Below are 17,591 nucleotides of genomic sequence, written 5' to 3' on the forward strand. Positions count from 1 at the left end.
GCTATACGGGTTTGGTGAAATCGCGGCGCATCAGCGCCGCTTTTTTCCGCATCACACAGTCCTCAGCGTGATCGTTCACCAGACCCATTGCCTGCATGAAGGCAAAGACGGTCGTAGGACCGACAAATTTCCAACCCCGCTTTTTTAGATCCTTCGACATGGCCACAGACTCAGCCGATGTTGAGGTTGACTGCGGGTCCAATGGGGCATCGGCCTCAAATCTCCAAACATAGGCGGCCAAAGACCCTTCGGCCTCGATCAGTTCCTGAGCGCGGCGCGCGTTGTTGATCACAGCCTCGATCTTGCCACGGTGCCGAACGATGCCTTGATCCTGAATCAAGCGACCAACATCTGCATCATCAAAAGCGGCTACGGAATTAATTTCAAAGCCATTAAATGCTTTTCGAAAGTTCTCTCGTTTGGACAGGATAGTGCGCCAACTGAGGCCAGACTGAAAGCTTTCGAGGCACAGTTTCTCGAATAAGCGCTGATCATCTGCGACCGGGTAGCCCCATTCGTGATCATGGTAATCAAAGAACTCCGGTGCGGCCTGACACCATGCACACCGTGGTTTACCATCCGGGCCTTCAATCGTTTTCGCCACTGAATTGTACCCCTTTTGTTCCCCTTCACTTTAGGCGGTTTCGAAGTCAAAGGGCAAGCCTGATTTCTCAGGCCCGATACCAATTCAGAATGAAAACCCGTATGGCGGATGCCAACCCGACCTCAGGATCTCGGTTAACATCAATTTCGGCCGCCAGTGCGTTGATTGGTTGATTTTTTTCTTTGGCAATCGAACGAAACGCCTGCCAGAATTCATCCTCAAGCGATACGGATGTTCGATGGCCTTTAAGCGTCAGGGAACGTTTGACCGGGCGACCACTCATGTGTCCAACTTACGGCCATCCAGGTCTCGATTCAGCTTGCGCCGCTGCTTTTTCGCCAGATCTTTTTCGGCCTTGGTTCTCCCAAAAGCGACGGCGTTCTGCTCCGCGCGGGCCTTGTTTTCAGCCCGGGCTTTTTCTTTTCGGTATTTGTTCAGATTGACCGGAGTTGTCATTGCTCGTGCCTCACCTTTGTCAGACTATCGAACAATTCCGCGCGGCTGTCATCTGAAAGGCAGTCAACGCGCACGGCCTCAGAAAACTCGGCTTGTGATGATGGCGAAACGGGCAGCTGGGCGGATAGCGCCTCTAGGATTTGCCCGCCAAGTTCCAAAAGGGCAGGCCGGATTTCCGTTGTCAGGTCGGCGTAGTTTTCTGGAACGGAGGTTTTCTCCTCGGTCCACCGCGCGATCCAACAGGACTGAATGTCTTTCGCCGCTTCGATTTGTGCCTCAAAGAAGAGTTGTGCCGTGTCTGGGTCAACGCCAACCAGGGCAGCCTGTTCCAGCGTTTTGGTAATCACAACTCGCTCGCGCTCGAGGTCTTCGACCCGGCGGTCGTTGGCGTGCTTGAACGCGGCAACGTCTTGCATCAACTCCAGCCGAGTGTCGATCAGATCGAACAATTCCGCTTGCGCGGAGGTTGCTGTGCCCGCGATGAGCAGGCACAGACAGACAGGCTTCCCCCAAGCGGTCATTTGGGCCCGATCATGTGTTCGGGCCGGACAACCGCGTCAAAGGTCTCTTCATCGACAAAGCCCAGCGCGATCGCTTCTTCCTTGAGGGTCGTGCCGTTCTTGTGCGCCGTTTTAGCGACTGTGGTGGCGTTGTCATAACCGATGGTCGGGGCCAACGCCGTGACCAGCATCAGCGATTCCTTCATCAGCTTGTCGATGCGCGGCTCATTCGCCTTGATGCCAAGCAGCATACGCTCAGTAAAGCTGTCGGTGGCATCGCCCAGCAGCTGAATGGATTGCAGCAGGTTATACGACATCATCGGGTTGTAGACGTTCAGCTGGAAATGGCCCTGCGAACCCGCGAACTTGATCGCGGCATCGTTGCCCATCACATGCGCGGCCACCTGAGTCAGAGCCTCGGCCTGTGTCGGGTTCACTTTGCCCGGCATGATTGACGAACCAGGCTCATTTTCCGGCAGGATCAGCTCACCCAGACCCGAACGCGGGCCTGAGCCAAGGAACCGGATGTCGTTCGCGATCTTGTAGCAAGAACCAGCAACGGTCGCCAGCGCGCCCGACAGGAACACCATGGCATCGTGGGCGGCCAGAGCTTCGAACTTGTTGGGCGCGGTGACGAAGGGCAGGGCAGTGATGTCGGCCATGTTCTTGGCAACGGCCTCGTCCCAGCCGTCATGCGTGTTCAGGCCGGTGCCAACAGCGGTTCCGCCTTGCGCCAGTTCATAGATCCCGGGCATTGCGGCCTCGACCCGAGTGATGCCCTGACGGATCTGGTGCGCGTAGCCACCGAATTCCTGTTCCAGCGTCAACGGGGTCGCATCCTGTGTGTGCGTACGGCCGATCTTGATGATCCCTGCAAACTCCTTTGCTTTCGCCTCCAAAGCCGAGGCGAATTTCTCGAGGCCCGGTAGCAGAACATCACGAACGCTCATCGCGGTCGCGATATGCATTGCAGTGGGGAACGTGTCGTTCGACGACTGGCCCATGTTGCAGTGATCGTTCGGATGCACTGGGTCTTTCGAGCCGATCACGCCGCCCAGAATTTCGATAGCGCGGTTTGCGATAACCTCGTTCGAGTTCATGTTCGATTGTGTGCCCGAACCGGTTTGCCACACGACCAGAGGGAAGTTGTCATCGAACTTACCCTCGATCACTTCACCCGCAGCCTGAATGATCGCATCAGCGATTTTTCCGTCCAGTTTTCCGATAGCCTTGTTCTCGATCGCGCAGGCCTTTTTGATCACGCCCAGCGCGCGCACGATGGCAATGGGTTGCTTTTCCCAGCCGATCGGAAAATTCATGATCGAACGTTGGGTCTGAGCCCCCCAATACTTGTCGGCTGGAACTTCCAACGGGCCAAAGCTGTCGGATTCGGTGCGGGTCTGAGACATCGGTCACTCCGTCTGGTATGCAGTCGTATGCCGTTTACCCGTGACGACGTCATCGCGCAATCGGCCAGTTGCGCGCACCATAAACTTAAGGCTGCCAAAGGTATAGGCGCGGGGGTGCGTCATTTTTCTTGGTTGCGCTGCAATTACGGCCATTGTGCGCGCTCACGTCTCAGCTAGAATGCCTAAACCACAGTGATGGAGGTCAAAGTGCTCCTATTTCCCCGGTTTCACCCGCTGAAACTACTCGCGTTTTCCTTGGGTGCGTTGTTTTGGATCGCTTTTGCCAACCTTCAGGCCCATGCAGGGGATATCAAACCCTTTGTCGGCGATTATGTCGGGTCTGCAAATGTCGTTGACGATGACGGCAGCGAGACCCCTCGCGACATGAGCGTTTCAATCCACGAAATATCGGACGGTTTCAACGTCAGTTGGAAGACAACAACTTATAAGCAGGACGGCCGCGTCAAAGAGCAATCCTTTTCCATCGACTTCAAGCAGTCGGATCGCTCCGACGTCTATTCCGCTGCCATGAAACGAAATGTTTTCGGGCATGAGGTTCCGCTGGACCCGATGCAGGGGGAACCATTCGTTTGGGGCCGGATCGAAGGTAAGACGTTGACGGTCTTTTCCTTATTTATCGATGAAAGCGGTGGTTACGAGCTGCAGCAGTTTGATCGCACGCTGGCGGATGGCGGGCTGAACCTGTCATTTTCCAGGTTCCGCAACGGTATAAAATCCCGATCCGTGGAAACGTTCCTCGAAAAACAATAAACCCCACGCGAGGCGGGGTCTGTGTGACAGGCGCTATTTTCTGAAACTGTCCAGAGAGACGACATCCGCATCCTGCTGGACCGGCGATTCCTCAACTTCGAACCCATCTTCGACGATGTGCGTTTCGACCTCTTCTTCGTCATCGGGGCTTTCGAAGCGCAGCCCGAATTCAACGGAAGGGTCGACGAAGGTTTTTATCGAGGAATAGGGGATATACAGCGGTTCGGGTGCGTCACCGAAATTCAGCGTGATCGCAAAGCCGTCGTCGCCAACCTCAAGGTTTTCGAACCAGTGCTGCATGACAATCGTCATTTCTTCGGGGTAACGATCGCGCAGCCAATCGGCCAGTTCGACACCGTCTTGCCGGGTGTCGAAGGTGATGAAGAAATGATGCGCTCCAGGCAGGCCGTTTTCGGATACGCTGGTGAGAACCTTTTGGATGAGACCGCGCATCGCGGTGTGCATCAGGGTTCCATAGTCGATGTCCTGCGACATGTGTCATCCTCAAAAGTGATTACCCCAAGCATAGGGGATTCCTTAGGAAACGAAAGACCGGGAGTGGGTGGATTGTTCAAAGAAAATGAATGCCGACTCCGGCGGCGGCCATCACAGCCAAGGTCACTCCCATGCCGAATTTTAGCTTAAATATCAACACCCCTGCGATCAGAGTTAAAAGCAATGCGGGCAGGTTTAACGAAATCAGATCGGGCCAGGGCAGCGTGATCGCGCCCCATGTTTTTTCGGGAATGTCCGCAAAAAGAACGTTCAAAGCGAACCACACGGAAAGGTTGAGAATCACGCCAACCACCGCTGCGGTGATTCCATGCAAAGCTGCGGACAGCCTGGGGCGGGTCGCCAGTTGATCCAGATAGGGGGCGGCGAGAAAGATCCAAAGGAAGCACGGTACAAAAGTCGCCCACAGTGCAACGGCTCCTGCGGCAAGGGCAAGGGAAAACCCACCCGAGATCTGGCCCGTCAGCATGGCCACGAATTGAGTCACTAAGATTAACGGCCCCGGCGTGGTTTCAGCCAGTCCCAAGGCGTCAATCATCTGATCCGTTGTTACCCAATGGTATTTGTCCACGACGGTCTGGGTCATATAAGCCAGAACGGCATAAGCCCCTCCGAACGTGACAACGGCAAGACGGGCGAAGAACCATCCGAGGTCGCTGAGCAGTTTTTGGCCCGTTACGCTCAGCAAGACCAGCGGACCCAGCCACAGCGTTAGCCAAATGGCACAGGTTCGAAATGGTCGCACAGCGCTAGGGGCAGGGGGCGCTTCTGCAGACCGCGTTTCGCCCTTGAAGCTGACGTAACCCCAAATGGCGGCAGCGAGAATGATTAATGGGAAAGGCAGGTTGAACGCAAAGATCGCGACAAAGCCAAGCCCGGCGATGGCGCGATGCTCGATATCCGTCAAGGCTTTGCAGTACAGGTTTTTTAGTGCCTGAAGCACAATGATGATAACGGTAGCTTTGACCCCAAGAAAACCGGCCTGTACCAGTGGTAAGTCACCAAAAGCCGCGTACAACCGGACCAGCAGAGCAATGATCAGCGCGCCGGGCAGAACAAAGAGACCGCCGGCGATTAGCCCTCCGATCACGCCGCGCAAACGCCAACCAGCATAGGTGGCCAGTTGCATCGCCTCGGGGCCGGGCAACAACATGCAAAGTGAAAGCGCTCGCAGATAGCTCTGTTCGTCCAGCCACGGCCGCTTTTCCACCAGTTCTTGATGCATCAGGGAGATCTGCGCCGCGGGTCCCCCAAAGGACAAAAGGCCGATGTGCCCAAAGACCCTGACCAGATCCGAAATCGTTGGTGTCATGATTTGCGATCCGCCGGCCAGTCGTGGCGTTCCTCGAACCCGTCGCGCGCCCAGCGATACAGTGCGTCATACAGGTGCATTCCTGCCTCAAGGTTTTCGTGATCGTCCCGGTATTGGCGCGAAAGCCCGACGGACACTGCAAGCAACCCTGCGGCCTCTGGGGCTAGGTCGTGACGGTCGGTATCCGCGGCCCGAATGACCGTCGCGAGCCGATCCAGCGCTGGCGTGTGCAGAGCGAACTCATCCAGCATCGTATCAAAGGTGCACCGGTCCTGCCTGTGGCTCCAATGGGTGTTTTCTATGTCGAACGGAGTCGCGCCAAAAATCTCGGCCGTGGCTTCAACTTCCGCGGGCGCAACAAACAAAAACCGGGCCTTCGGGTCCGCGAACCTACGGATCAGCCACGGGCAGGCAATGCGGTCGATCTTTGGACGGTGACGCGTGACCCAAACCGACCCCTCAGGTCTGAGAACCGGCAAAGCGGCGGCGGGCACACGCGGCGCATCCGGCGTGTCACGCCAGGCATACATGCCGCCTTCCAGATACTCGGCCTGGACATCTTCGCCGCGCAGCCACGAGACGACGGCCTGACTGAGTTTCTTGCCCTTCTGGCAAATCACAACCGCAGGGCGGCTACCGATCAAATTCACAAGGCCTTCAATGTCTTTCGCAGGATGGCGGATAGAACCGGGGATGAGATAGGGATCGGCTTCAAAGTCGGCGTCCATGCAAATGTCGATCAGCATGGGGGCCTGAGGCGTTCCTATCAGTCTTAACAATTGCTTGGCGGTGATAGAGTTCGGCGCGGGCACAGCATGTCTCCTGGTTTTGTCGGATACATGCGAAACTTGGGCTGACGCCTCACGGGGTGTTCGCAATCTTACCCCATGGCCCTAGCTACCGCGTAAGCGCCAAAGGGGTCAAGATTGCTCCGGTCTGGTTCAGGCCCAATCCAGCCTTTGTCCGGTCATGCAAACCGGAAGGGTGTCTTCCGGAAATTGGCCGAGTTGTTCGAACAATGAGATGAAATCGAACTGGTTATACGCTTCGACCATGCGCCCGTCTTTGATCCGTCCGATGACGCTGCCTGTCGCCTGAAGGGGCGCGCCGTTATCCGCCCGCGTTGTGCGCAGGTGAATGATGGCGGACACCCAGTCACCGTTTTCGATGATTTTGGGCATATCGACCTGAATGTCCCCAAGAATGTGCCGAAACGCCATGACCAGATCGCGGAAGTCATCCGCGCCGACCTGCATCTCTGGGATTAACCCTTCGGCAGTGGTTTCAGGAGCAAAATACCGATCAATCGCGTCAGTATTCCCGTTTTCCCAAACCTCGGAATACCATTCTCTGAGTAGATCAGCGTGAGACATCCCAGCTCTCCTTTTTCTGTCGGGATCAGCATGAGATGAAAGAGTGAAAAAAATCTGAACATGTACATGCTCGGCGGAATAACACAGACATTTGGCGGGAAATGCAGGTTTCTGTTGCCAGGTACCTGCGAACCCCGCCTTACGCGGCTAGGCGCAAGGGCTTAAGTTTCGGTCTTGTTACTGCTTACGCAGCAACTGCAACCGGAGCACGATTGTCGTTTGCAATTGTACTATTTTCGCCGGTAACGGTGGCAGACAGCCGAGACAAAGCTAACCCCTTTAGACGTTCGTCGATCCTATTTCGGCCCCATGATCTTCAAACGAAAGATGTATGGTGGAGCCGCCGGGTACCGCCCCCGGGTCCGATCCGCTTATTACGAGCGCGTTTATGTCCATAGTCCCGAAGGACATTACCTATATAGGTGACCGAGCGGCCGGATGCAAACCGGGAATTTAGTCGGGCGTACGAAATAAAAACAGTGGGTTAAGCGGTTCTATTGATGTTGGCCAGTATCAGCCAAAGCGCCAGGGCCAACTCGATTCCTCCAAAAGTCACAGCTTTGACCACAGGCGGGTTGTCCAGAACAACGGATACAAATCGGCCCAACGCCGCGCCTGCGTAGACGACACCCAGCATGGCATAGGCCATTGGGTTGTTCAGCCACAGAACGGCGAGACCCGTGACAACGAACAGCCCGCCGACTGAGGCCCGCATCTCGCTCAAGCCCATATTGCTTTCGGTTGGGGTCAGATCCAGCGCACCCAAAGTAAAGCTGGGGGCCAGAAAACCGAACAAGCCAAATCCAACGGTCAGGAGTGCGGCAATCACGTTCAAGACAGTCGTCATCCGGTTCTCCTTATGCGGGCTTGCGTCGCTGCTGCGCGACGTCCTGCGCCAGCTGTCGTGTGTAGTTCTCAAGTTCAACTAGTGTCGCGTCCACTTTGGTCGAGTCGCGGTCTTCCAGCGCATCAGCGATCTGGTTGTGCAGTGCAATGATTGCCTCGCGGGATCGAGCCGTGAAGGTAATCATGTTCATCAAGGGCTGCATGGCCTCGACCGCTCCGGCCAATTGATAGGACAACACGGGGTTGCCGGCGCCATCGACAAGGGCGCGGTGAAACGCAACGTCTGAGGCACAGAAGGCCTCATCTGTCAGACCCGGTTGTGACTGCCGGTGGATTTCGGCCCGCATTGTGGCCAGTTGATCTGCCGTTCGGCGCTGCGCCGACAAGGGAGCACAGGCGCGCTCCAATGCAAATCGCGCTTCGCAGGCGGTATCAAAACTGACGGCATTCATCGACAACAACAAGGTCGAGGTGGTGATCTGCTGTGAATACGCGTTTTCAAAGCTCAACCGGTTTACAAATGCGCCACCGCTTGCACCGCGTTGCGTTCGGATCAGGGACTGCGCAGCCAGACGTTTCAATGCTTCGCGTACTGTTGGGCGTGAAACCTGAAACTGATCGGACAGTTCGGCCTCGGACGGTAAGCGCTCGTCTACGATCAACTCGCCCGAGATGATTGCATCGCGAATAGCCTGAGCGATCTGTGCCGACAGATCAGCAGGCTTCTTTGGGTCAATTTTCATATTCCGGGGACCATTGGTGAATTTTTATTTGTCTGACATTTAAAAGTCTGACATTTGAAAAGCAAGGACTGAGTCGGGAGGAAGGCGTGAGTCGCACAGTTCTACGCAATGCATTTTGGCTGGGGTTTTACGTTCTGATCCTGTGGGCGTGGTGGATGATGTTCACCATGAGCCGCAACATGGATCTGGATTGGATCGGCCGGCCCGGCCCGGTGGGGCAGGCAATGGCGGCGATGGACCCGCGCATGGACATGTATATGCCTATGGCCGAGTTTGGCCCCTTGTTCTCGATGTGGGCCATCATGATGGCGGCCATGATGTTGCCAACGCTGGTTCCAACCCTGCGCAGCTATGACGACCTGATCCGCAGCGCCAATGGCTCGCGCGCAGGTTGGTTGGGGGTCCTGGCGGGATATCTTGCCGTCTGGGTCGGGTTCGCAGCTTTGATTACTGGAGTTCAATTGGCTCTGCTGTTCGGCGGTGTCATCGACATGTTGGGTATCGGGAAATCCGGGTATTTTGCCGGGGTCCTCATGATCGTAGTCGGCGCATTTCAATTCACCCGTGCGAAAGAAGTGTGTCACGGCGTTTGTCACGCCCCCATGACCTATTTCCTGGGGAACTGGAAAATCGGGTTCACTGGCGGTTTGCGCATGGGGCTGGGCTTGGGCGCATTTTGTGTGGGCTGCTGTTGGGGCTTCATGGCGCTTGGTTTTGTCGGAGGTGTCATGAGCCTATTGTGGATGGGCCTCGCGACCTTGTTCATGGTTTTGGAGAAACTTCCCCAGATCGGGCACGCAGTGACCCGACCGATGGGATTTGCATTGATTGCGGGTGGTCTTATTCTGCTCGTATATCCAATTAGCTACGGAGGATAAGCCTATGGCTAAGAACAGAAAACCCGAGGCTGACAAGCTGCCGATCAGCCAGCGTATCGACAGCCGTATGCCAAATCCCAAACGGCGCGAGATGAGCCCGACGGATTGGGCAATCAAAGGCGAATTGATCCTTAACTGCTCGTGCGATGTGTTCTGCCCCTGTGTGGTCTCACTGGGCGCGCATCCTCCGACTGAAGGGCATTGTCACGCATGGATGGGCGTCATCATTGATGAGGGTCATTACGAGGGCGAAGATCTGTCCGGTCTGAATGTCGGACTGCTGGTCGATATCCCTGGCCGTATGGGTGAAGGCCAGTGGAAAGTGGCCGCCTATGTCGATGAGCGCGCCAGCGGCAAGGCCTATAACGGACTGCTGCAAATCTTCAGCGGTCAGGCGGGCGGGACCACGGGGCTTTTCACCATGCTGGTCAGTGAGATTATCGGGGCCGAGCGCGCTCCGGTACAGATTGAGCAAGACGGCAACAAGCGCCGCATCGCCATTGGCCGGAAGATTCAGGGTGAGATTGAGATGTTGGGCGGAAAAGACCCGGAACACCCGGTCATGGTGTCCAACTCGAAATATTGGATGGGGCCAGATATCATTGTGGCCCGAGGTACCAAGTCCAAGGTGCGCGATTACGGGCGCGTTTGGGATTTTGGTGGGAAATCTGCTGAAATCTGCCCAATCGACTGGCACGGACCCAAGTGATGGTCACCGCCGCCTACGCTCAGGAGATGGCCCGGTATAATCACTGGCAGAACAGTCAGTTGAAGGGATTTTTTTCAGCTATGCCTAGTGAGGAACTGACCCGTGAGCGCGGGGCGTTTTTTGGATCTATCCTAGGCACAGCAAATCATCTGCTTTGGGGGGACTGGATATGGATGTCGCGGTTTGACAAGGGCGAAAGTCCGGGCGGCGGTATTCCGGAAAGCCCGTCCTTATGCGCCAATCTGGCTGCATGGTTGCCTCTGCGGGATGAGATTGACGAACGGATCACCAAATGGGTTGCGACACTAAATGATGAAGACCTGAATGGTCCATTCACATGGTTCTCAGCCGCCAAGGAAGCCGATGTCACGAAACCCTACGCGCAATGCGTCATCCATTTCTTCAACCACCAAACACATCACCGGGGTCAGTTGCATCAGATGCTGACCGAAACAGGCTCGGCCGCTCCGTTGAGCGATCTGGTTTTTCTGCCTGAGGAGGCCTAAGTGGCTCAGATATCACTCTCTCGTCGCTTGCGTCGCACGCCATTTTCCGAGGGTGTCGAAGCGGCTGGTGTCAAGGGATATACGGTTTACAACCGTATGTTATTGCCCACTGTTTTCAAATCCGTCGAAGCGGATTACCGGCATTTGAAAAGCCATGTACAGGTGTGGGATGTATCCTGCGAACGGCAGGTGGAACTAAGAGGGCCGGACGCCGCGCGGCTGATGCAAATGCTGACGCCGAGGGATTTGCGGGGCATGCTTCCCGGTCAGTGTTTTTACGTGCCCATCGTCGACGAAACGGGTGGCATGCTGAACGATCCAGTCGCCGTAAAACTGTCGGAAGACCGGTGGTGGATTTCGATCGCCGACAGCGATCTTCTGCTTTGGGTCAAAGGGATTGCCAACGGTTATCGCCTGGATGTGCTTGTGGATGAACCTGATGTGTCACCACTGGCGGTTCAGGGACCAAAAGCGGACGAGTTGATGGCGCGTGTTTTTGGCGACCGCGTGCGCGACATCCGGTTTTTCAGGTTCGACAAGTTCGCCTTCGAAGGGCGTGAACTGGCGATTGCTAGGTCAGGCTATTCCAAACAGGGCGGGTTCGAAATCTACGTTGAGGGGTCGGACATTGGCATGGCTTTGTGGAACGCCTTGTTTGCAGCGGGAGAAGACCTGCAGGTTCGCGCCGGATGCCCGAACCTGATCGAGCGGATCGAGGGCGGGTTGCTGTCCTACGGCAACGACATGACCGACGATAACACCCCGCATGAATGCGGTTTGGGCAAGTTCTGCAATACGCATACTGCAATCGGCTGTATTGGACGGGATGCACTTTTGCGGGTGGCCAAGGAGGGGCCGGTGCAGCAAATCCGCCCAATAGCAATTGATGGAGACCCTGTACCGCCGTGCGATCGCCCCTGGCCGGTTGTGGCCGGAGGCAAACAGGTCGGGCAGGTGACTTCGGCCGCTTGGTCTCCTGATTTCTCCACGAATGTCTCCATAGGGATGGTCAAACTGAGCCATTGGGACCCGGGAACGAAAACCGAAGTTGCAACACCAGACGGAATGCGCAGCGCAACCGTTCAGGAAAAATTCTGGATCTAAACGGGCGCTATTCACTTCAGTAGCACCTGGTGAGAGATTGAAAATGAAAGGAAAGTTGGAATGTTCAGTGCATTGGTAATGGATAAGGACGAAGAAAGCGGTCTGGCAAGCGCTTCGATCAAACAGCTTTCCGAAGGGGACTTGCCCAATGGCGAGGTGACGATTGCCGTTGAGTACTCGACCGTGAATTACAAAGACGGGCTTTGCATGTCGCCAAAGGGCGGCGGTCTGGTCCGGAATTACCCTCATGTTCCCGGTGTTGATTACAGTGGCACTGTCGAAACGTCCTCGGACGAGCGCTACAAGCCCGGCGACAAGGTGGTTCTGACCGGTTGGCGTGTCGGCGAGGCACATTGGGGCGGTTATTCGCAAAAGGCCAGCGCATTGGCCGATTGGCTTGTTCCTTTGCCCAATGGTCTGGACACACGGCAGGCCATGGCGGTGGGCACCGCCGGCTTCACCGCAATGCTGGCAGTCATGGCGCTTGAGGATCAGGGCATGAAGCAGGGACATGGGCCAGTTCTTGTGACCGGGGCTGCCGGGGGCGTCGGCTCGGTCGCGACGGCCATCCTGGCCAACCTGGGTTACGAAGTGGCCGCGGTCACAGGTCGTCCAGAGGCGGGCGAGTATCTGAAGTCATTGGGCGCCACGACCATTGTTCCGCGCGAAGACCTCAATGAAACCGTGAAACGTCCGCTGGAAAGTGAAACCTGGGCAGGCTGTGTTGACGCTGTTGGCGGCGAGATGCTGGCGCGCGTGCTGGGGCAGATGAAATACGGTGCTTCGGTTGCAGCTGTTGGTCTGGCTGGTGGGGCAGGGTTGCCTGCAAGCGTTATCCCATTCCTGCTTCGCGGCGTGAACTTGCTGGGCATCGACAGCGTGATGCAGCCATATGACAACCGTGTCCGCGCGTGGCAGCGCGTGGCAACCGACCTGCCGATGGATAAGCTTGAGGCGATGGTCCATCCCGCGACTCTGGGTGATCTGCCACAATTGGGCGCGGATATTCTCAATGGACAGGTGAAAGGTCGCGTGGTCGTCGACGTAAACGCCTGATTCCCGTGTAAATGAGATGAACCGGGCGATCTTTGCATCGGTCGGTTCAATTGCCCCTGAAAGAACCCGAAATTGCCAGAAACAACTCTGGCCATTGGCGCAATTCCACATCATCATTGCTATACATCCCAATTGCGATGGACTATGAGCCAAGCAAACAGCACCTGAAGACGGGGAGTGAGCAGCATGTCTGACGATTTTGAACTGGACACCGACGATCTGAAGCGCCGTATGGAAGGCGCGATGGGCAACCTTAGAACCGAGTTTGCGTCCTTGAGGACGGGCCGTGCATCCGCATCGATGCTGGAGCCGATCATGGTTGATGCCTATGGATCGATGACCCCAATCAATCAGGTCGGAACCGTCAATGTTCCGGAGCCCCGCATGGTTACCGTGAATGTTTGGGACAAAGGGTTGGTCGGCAAGGTCGAAAAAGCGATCCGCGAAAGCGGTCTGGGTATCAACCCGCAGCTGAACGGCACCATCATCATGCTGCCGATTCCCGAACTGAACGAGGAACGTCGTCGCGAACTGGGCAAAGTTGCTGGCCAATATGCTGAACACGCTCGCGTTTCGATCCGCAACGTGCGCCGCGATGGCATGGACCAAATCAAGAAAGCCAAAGCCGACGGTATGTCCGAGGACGATCAGAAGTTCTGGGAAACCGAAGTTCAGGACCTGACCGACGAGATGATCAAAAACGTGGACGCCGCGCTTGAGACCAAGCAGGCAGAGATCATGCAGGTCTGAGCCCGGAATATGCCCGATACTGCTCACACTTCGACCGTTTCCGGACCTCGCCATGTTGCCATCATCATGGATGGCAATGGCCGGTGGGCGCAGGCGCGCAACCGGCCTAGGTTGTTTGGGCACCAGGCAGGCGCGCGACGCGTCAGGGAAGTGGTCGAAGCCTGTCCGGACTTGGGCATCAAATATCTGACGGTATTCGCCTTCTCCACCGAGAACTGGAAGCGTACCCAGGTCGAGGTGGCGGGGCTGATGAGTCTGTTTCGGCGGTATATCATCAAAGAGGCGCGCAACCTGACCAAGGCAGGGGTGCGCGTACGATTTATCGGTGACAGAGTCCGGCTGGATTCGAAACTGACCGATCTGATGGACACGCTGGAAGACGCCACCAAACATAATGACCTTGTTCATCTGACCATTGCGCTTAATTACGGTGGGCGGGACGAGGTTGCGCGGGCGACCAAACGTCTGGCGCGCGACGTGTCCGAGGGCCGTTTGCGCCCCGAGGATGTAGATGAGGAAACACTTCCCAAGTATCTGGATACGCATGTTCTTCCCGACCCGGACCTTGTAATCCGGACAAGTGGCGAGGCGCGTATTTCCAACTTCCTTTTGTGGCAATCGGCTTATTCCGAATATGAGTTCATCGATACGCTCTGGCCCGACTTTACTGCTGCCGAGCTTGAAAGGTTGTGTCAAAACTTTGGAACCCGCGACAGACGATTTGGAGCGGTCCCGGCATGAGCGAAGGCCGATGGTCTGACTTAACCGCCCGAGTACTATCTGCCGCGGTTCTGGTTTGTATAGGTTCGGTCGAAGTGTGGCTGGGTGGCCTGTGGTTCGAATCCTTTATTGCAATCGCCTGCGGTTTGATGACCTGGGAACTGGTTCGGATGATCGATCCCGAACGGAACGGCGTTGCAATCCAATTGGGGATATTGACTGGCGTCGCAGTTATTCTGAGCTATCACCTGCCACCGTTATACAAGCTTCCGTTCCTGCTGGCGCCGGCGTTGGTTGGGGCAGGGCAGATCAGCAAGTCTAAGGGAACGTACGCCCTGTTTGCGGTCTGGATCGCGGCCGCAGGTCTGGGTTTTATTTCGATCCGGGAAAATATGGGGTTTGGCTGGATGGTCTGGTTGATTTCGGTGGTCGTGGCCACTGATGTCGCCGGTTACTTTGTTGGCAAAACCTTTGGTGGCCCTAAGTTCTGGCCAAAGGTAAGCCCAAAGAAAACGTGGTCCGGCACCGCTGGAGGATGGCTCGCAGCAGCTGTTGTTGGTGCCATTTTTGCCGTCCATGCCGGATTTGGTTTTATGTTTGTCGTCGTCTCAGTGCTTGCGTCCATGGCCAGCCAGCTTGGTGACATTGTCGAAAGCGCCACCAAACGAAAGTTCGGGGTCAAGGACAGCTCGAACCTGATACCGGGCCACGGCGGTTTTCTGGATCGCTTTGACGGCATGATGGGTGCGGCCTTGTTCGTATTGATAGCCGGGATACTCTATTCCCCCGGAGCCATGTGATGCGCAAAATCTCAATTTTCGGTGCGACCGGATCAATCGGGCAGAACACCATTGATCTGATCGACCGCAACCCGGCGGCTTATGATGTTGTTGCGCTGACGGGCGGGGCTAATATCGAAAAACTGGCCCATGATGCCGTGCGTCTAAACGCAACAGTTGCCGTGACGGCCTATGAGAATAGGCTGCATGATCTGCGCGCAGCACTGGCGGGCTCCGGAGTCGAAGCCGCAGCCGGTCAAAACGCCCTGACGGAAGCTGCGGCGCGGCCGACTGATTGGGTCATGTCCGCCATCGTTGGTGCAGCCGGCCTTGAGCCGGGCCTGGAGGCGCTGAAACAGGGCGCTACGCTGGCGTTGGCCAATAAGGAAACTCTGGTTTGCGCGGGCGCACTGGTTTTGGAAACGGCCAAAGCCAATGAAGCGCGGCTGCTGCCTGTCGACAGTGAGCATTCGGCTGTGTTTCAGGCGCTTGTCGGCGAAGATATGGACGCGGTTGAGCGTATCATCATCACCGCAAGCGGTGGCGCGTTCCGGGACTGGCCGCTTAGCGATCTGGCGCGGGCGACAGTAGAGCAAGCCTCAAGCCATCCGAACTGGAACATGGGGCAGCGGATAACCATCGACAGCGCGTCGATGTTCAACAAGGCGCTGGAGCTGATTGAAACCAAAGAATTCTTTGGTGTTGCGCCGGATCAGATCGAGGTTCTGGTGCATCCGGAATCCATCGTGCATGCTCTGGTCGGCTTCGCGGATGGCGGGGTCATGGCGCATTTGGGTGCTCCGGATATGCGGCACGCAATCGGCTATGCGCTTCATTGGCCGGACCGTCGCGACCTGCCGGTCGAGCGTTTGAACTTGGCAAAACTGGGCCAGTTGAGGTTCCACGAACCGGACGAGGCCCGTTATCCGGCCCTGCGCCTTGCCAGAAACGTGATGAATCGGGGCGGTCTGTCCGGCGCGGTTTTCAACGCCGCAAAGGAACGGGCGCTGGATCGGTTCATCGCCCGCGAGATCGGATTTCTTCAGATGGCCGACATTGTCGAGGCCGTTCTGGACAGGTTTGAGGCCGCAGATGGCCTTATTGATGCCCCTTTAACCCTTGATAACGTGCTGCAAACGGACCATCTGGCACGTACGTGGGTTGATGATGCTGTCATCCAACGAGCAGGATAGAATTTTGGACGTACTCTCTCTGATCCCTCAGTTTGGCAATTTGCTATACACGATCATTGCCTTTGTCATCGCGCTTTCCGTGATCGTTGCGGTGCATGAATACGGCCATTACATCGTTGGGCGCTGGTCGGGTATCCATGCCGAGGTCTTCTCGATAGGATTTGGTCCTGTACTCTGGAGCCGGGTCGACAAGCGCGGCACACGCTGGCAGATCGCGGCGTTACCCTTTGGTGGATATGTGAAATTCCTGGGTGACGCGAACGCGGCATCGGGCAAAGACGAAACCGCCATGAGCGAGATTTCGGAACAGAACCCCGAAGAGTTGCGCCGCACCATGCACGGGGCGCCATTGTGGGCGCGCGCAGCTACAGTTGCTGCGGGGCCGGTGTTCAACTTCGCAATGTCCATATTGGTTTTCGGTCTGATCTTCCTGACCCAAGGCGTCACCAAAGAACCTCTAACGGTCGGCACATTGCATCCTTTGCCGGGCACCATTCAGGAGCTGCGGGACGGGGACGAGATCGTCGCGATCGCAGATATCCCGGTTCCGGATTTCGATAAGGACGGTGCCTGGACCGACTTCACCGACGCTTTGCCGGTTGAGCCGGTTCTGGATTACACGGTCCTTCGGGACGATCAGACTTTGAATGTGTCGGCGCCATGGTTGTTTCCGCCGCTGATTCAGCAGGTTGCTCCGCGAAGCGCTGCAATGGATATCGATCTCAAACAGGGTGACGTCATCACGGCCGTGAACGGTGATCCCATCTTTGCCTTTGATCAGTTGAAAGATCACGTTGAAGGATCAGACGGGAAGGTCCTGCTGTTGGATGTGTGGCGCGATGGTGCCGAACTGGAATTTGCGCTGGCGCCGCGTCGCACGGACGAACCGCAACCGGATGGCGGTTTTGTTACCCATTGGCGTATTGGGATCGTTGGCGGCATGATGCTGGAACCCGCGACCGAACCGGCCGGCATTCTGGAGTCGTTGTCCGGCGGAGCGCAGCAAACCTTGCGTATCATCGAAGGGTCTCTGTCCGGGATCTGGCACATGGTTACGGGCGCAATCAGCACGTGCAACATGTCCGGACCGATTGGTATCGCCGAAACCTCAGGTGCAATGGCCAGCCAGGGCGCGCAAAACTTCATCTTCTTCATCGCTGTATTGTCTACGGCCGTAGGTCTGTTGAACCTCTTTCCGATACCGGCATTGGACGGTGGACATCTGGTTTTTTACGCTTACGAAGCTGTCGCGGGCAAACCGCCCAGCGATGGCGTGCTCAAGGTGCTGATGGGGGTAGGGGTGTCGTTGATCCTTGGCCTGATGATCTTTTCGGTCTCAAACGATCTGTTCTGCTGATTGTGGCTGAGT

The 17,591-nt window shown here is 56.4% G+C and carries 22 protein-coding genes and 1 other RNA gene; 11 read left to right on the forward strand and 12 right to left on the reverse strand.

Translation table 11 applies throughout. From position 1 onward, the window contains the following. Window position 1: 1 nt before the first annotated feature. From ACR0AA_RS07550 to fumC, 5 genes are all read right to left on the reverse strand, one after another. Complete coding sequence (locus ACR0AA_RS07550) at window positions 2–604, reverse strand: DNA-3-methyladenine glycosylase I (protein WP_480755776.1); 603 nt, start codon at window positions 602–604, stop codon at window positions 2–4. Between the two features lie 67 nt (window positions 605–671). Then, entirely contained in the window at window positions 672–887 is a 216-nt protein-coding gene (locus tag ACR0AA_RS07555; RefSeq protein ID WP_480661602.1) for a ribbon-helix-helix domain-containing protein, read from the reverse strand. After that, complete coding sequence (locus ACR0AA_RS07560) at window positions 884–1,060, reverse strand: DUF4169 family protein (RefSeq protein ID WP_480661603.1); 177 nt, start codon at window positions 1,058–1,060, stop codon at window positions 884–886. The genes ACR0AA_RS07555 and ACR0AA_RS07560 overlap by 4 nt, the downstream gene beginning before the upstream one ends. Further along, window positions 1,057–1,581 carry a gamma subclass chorismate mutase AroQ gene (aroQ, locus tag ACR0AA_RS07565; RefSeq protein ID WP_480755778.1) on the reverse strand — a complete coding sequence of 175 codons (525 nt, stop codon included), beginning with the start codon at window positions 1,579–1,581 and terminating at the stop codon, window positions 1,057–1,059. Before aroQ ends, ACR0AA_RS07560 begins: the two co-directional genes overlap by 4 nt. After that, entirely contained in the window at window positions 1,578–2,969 is a 1,392-nt protein-coding gene (gene fumC / locus ACR0AA_RS07570; protein ID WP_480661607.1) for a class II fumarate hydratase, read from the reverse strand. The genes aroQ and fumC overlap by 4 nt, the downstream gene beginning before the upstream one ends. A 207-nt stretch (window positions 2,970–3,176) precedes the next feature. Between fumC and ACR0AA_RS07575 the strand changes: the two genes are divergently transcribed. Further along, window positions 3,177–3,740: a hypothetical protein gene (locus ACR0AA_RS07575; protein WP_480661609.1), complete on the forward strand. Its 564-nt coding sequence runs from the start codon at window positions 3,177–3,179 to the stop codon at window positions 3,738–3,740. A gap of 33 nt (window positions 3,741–3,773) precedes the next feature. On the opposite strand, the gene ACR0AA_RS07580 is transcribed toward ACR0AA_RS07575, so the two are convergent. The 7 genes from ACR0AA_RS07580 to ACR0AA_RS07610 all read right to left on the reverse strand — a co-directional run bounded on the left by ACR0AA_RS07580 (window position 3,774) and on the right by ACR0AA_RS07610 (window position 8,527). Then, on the reverse strand, window positions 3,774–4,235 hold the full coding sequence (locus ACR0AA_RS07580; RefSeq protein WP_480661611.1) for an SspB family protein: 462 nt from the start codon (window positions 4,233–4,235) through the stop codon (window positions 3,774–3,776). 76 nt (window positions 4,236–4,311) lie between these two features. Beyond that, complete coding sequence (gene chrA / locus ACR0AA_RS07585; RefSeq protein ID WP_480661613.1) at window positions 4,312–5,565, reverse strand: chromate efflux transporter; 1,254 nt, start codon at window positions 5,563–5,565, stop codon at window positions 4,312–4,314. Beyond that, window positions 5,562–6,377: a chromate resistance protein ChrB domain-containing protein gene (locus ACR0AA_RS07590; protein ID WP_480661615.1), complete on the reverse strand. Its 816-nt coding sequence runs from the start codon at window positions 6,375–6,377 to the stop codon at window positions 5,562–5,564. Before ACR0AA_RS07590 ends, chrA begins: the two co-directional genes overlap by 4 nt. Before the next feature lie 129 nt (window positions 6,378–6,506). Next, window positions 6,507–6,938, reverse strand: a complete 432-nt coding sequence (locus tag ACR0AA_RS07595) for an ester cyclase (RefSeq protein ID WP_480661617.1) — start codon at window positions 6,936–6,938, stop codon at window positions 6,507–6,509. A gap of 100 nt (window positions 6,939–7,038) precedes the next feature. Beyond that, window positions 7,039–7,386: a transfer-messenger RNA gene (gene ssrA, locus ACR0AA_RS07600) on the reverse strand. A gap of 36 nt (window positions 7,387–7,422) precedes the next feature. Then, a complete protein-coding gene (locus ACR0AA_RS07605; RefSeq protein ID WP_480661619.1) occupies window positions 7,423–7,785 on the reverse strand; it encodes a DUF4345 family protein in 363 nt (120 codons plus the stop codon). A gap of 10 nt (window positions 7,786–7,795) precedes the next feature. Then, window positions 7,796–8,527 (reverse strand): FadR/GntR family transcriptional regulator, encoded by a 732-nt coding sequence (locus ACR0AA_RS07610; protein WP_480661621.1) that lies wholly within the window; start codon window positions 8,525–8,527, stop codon window positions 7,796–7,798. An 86-nt stretch (window positions 8,528–8,613) separates the two neighbouring features. Between ACR0AA_RS07610 and ACR0AA_RS07615 the strand changes: the two genes are divergently transcribed. The 10 genes from ACR0AA_RS07615 to rseP all read left to right on the forward strand — a co-directional run bounded on the left by ACR0AA_RS07615 (window position 8,614) and on the right by rseP (window position 17,579). Further along, entirely contained in the window at window positions 8,614–9,405 is a 792-nt protein-coding gene (locus ACR0AA_RS07615) for a DUF2182 domain-containing protein (protein WP_480755783.1), read from the forward strand. Window positions 9,406–9,409: 4 nt separating this feature from the next. Continuing rightward, window positions 9,410–10,114 (forward strand): DUF1326 domain-containing protein, encoded by a 705-nt coding sequence (locus tag ACR0AA_RS07620; RefSeq protein WP_480755785.1) that lies wholly within the window; start codon window positions 9,410–9,412, stop codon window positions 10,112–10,114. Next, window positions 10,114–10,620, forward strand: coding sequence for a DinB family protein (locus ACR0AA_RS07625; RefSeq protein ID WP_480755787.1), 507 nt, complete (start codon window positions 10,114–10,116; stop codon window positions 10,618–10,620). Before ACR0AA_RS07620 ends, ACR0AA_RS07625 begins: the two co-directional genes overlap by 1 nt. Continuing rightward, complete coding sequence (locus ACR0AA_RS07630; protein WP_480755789.1) at window positions 10,621–11,724, forward strand: dimethylsulfoniopropionate demethylase; 1,104 nt, start codon at window positions 10,621–10,623, stop codon at window positions 11,722–11,724. A gap of 60 nt (window positions 11,725–11,784) precedes the next feature. After that, the gene (acuI, locus tag ACR0AA_RS07635) at window positions 11,785–12,780 is read left to right on the forward strand and encodes an acryloyl-CoA reductase (RefSeq protein ID WP_480755792.1); all 996 of its coding nucleotides are present in this window, start codon (window positions 11,785–11,787) and stop codon (window positions 12,778–12,780) included. A 186-nt stretch (window positions 12,781–12,966) separates the two neighbouring features. Then, on the forward strand, window positions 12,967–13,530 hold the full coding sequence (gene frr / locus ACR0AA_RS07640) for a ribosome recycling factor (protein WP_480661632.1): 564 nt from the start codon (window positions 12,967–12,969) through the stop codon (window positions 13,528–13,530). Between the two features lie 9 nt (window positions 13,531–13,539). Then, entirely contained in the window at window positions 13,540–14,271 is a 732-nt protein-coding gene (locus tag ACR0AA_RS07645) for an isoprenyl transferase (RefSeq protein WP_480755794.1), read from the forward strand. Then, window positions 14,268–15,050, forward strand: coding sequence for a phosphatidate cytidylyltransferase (locus ACR0AA_RS07650; protein WP_480661636.1), 783 nt, complete (start codon window positions 14,268–14,270; stop codon window positions 15,048–15,050). Before ACR0AA_RS07645 ends, ACR0AA_RS07650 begins: the two co-directional genes overlap by 4 nt. Beyond that, window positions 15,050–16,222 carry a 1-deoxy-D-xylulose-5-phosphate reductoisomerase gene (dxr, locus tag ACR0AA_RS07655; RefSeq protein ID WP_480661638.1) on the forward strand — a complete coding sequence of 391 codons (1,173 nt, stop codon included), beginning with the start codon at window positions 15,050–15,052 and terminating at the stop codon, window positions 16,220–16,222. The genes ACR0AA_RS07650 and dxr overlap by 1 nt, the downstream gene beginning before the upstream one ends. A 4-nt stretch (window positions 16,223–16,226) precedes the next feature. Then, window positions 16,227–17,579 (forward strand): RIP metalloprotease RseP, encoded by a 1,353-nt coding sequence (gene rseP, locus ACR0AA_RS07660; RefSeq protein WP_480661640.1) that lies wholly within the window; start codon window positions 16,227–16,229, stop codon window positions 17,577–17,579. The last annotated feature ends 12 nt before the right edge of the window (window positions 17,580–17,591 follow it).

The organism is Ruegeria sp. CE8, from assembly GCF_056537465.1.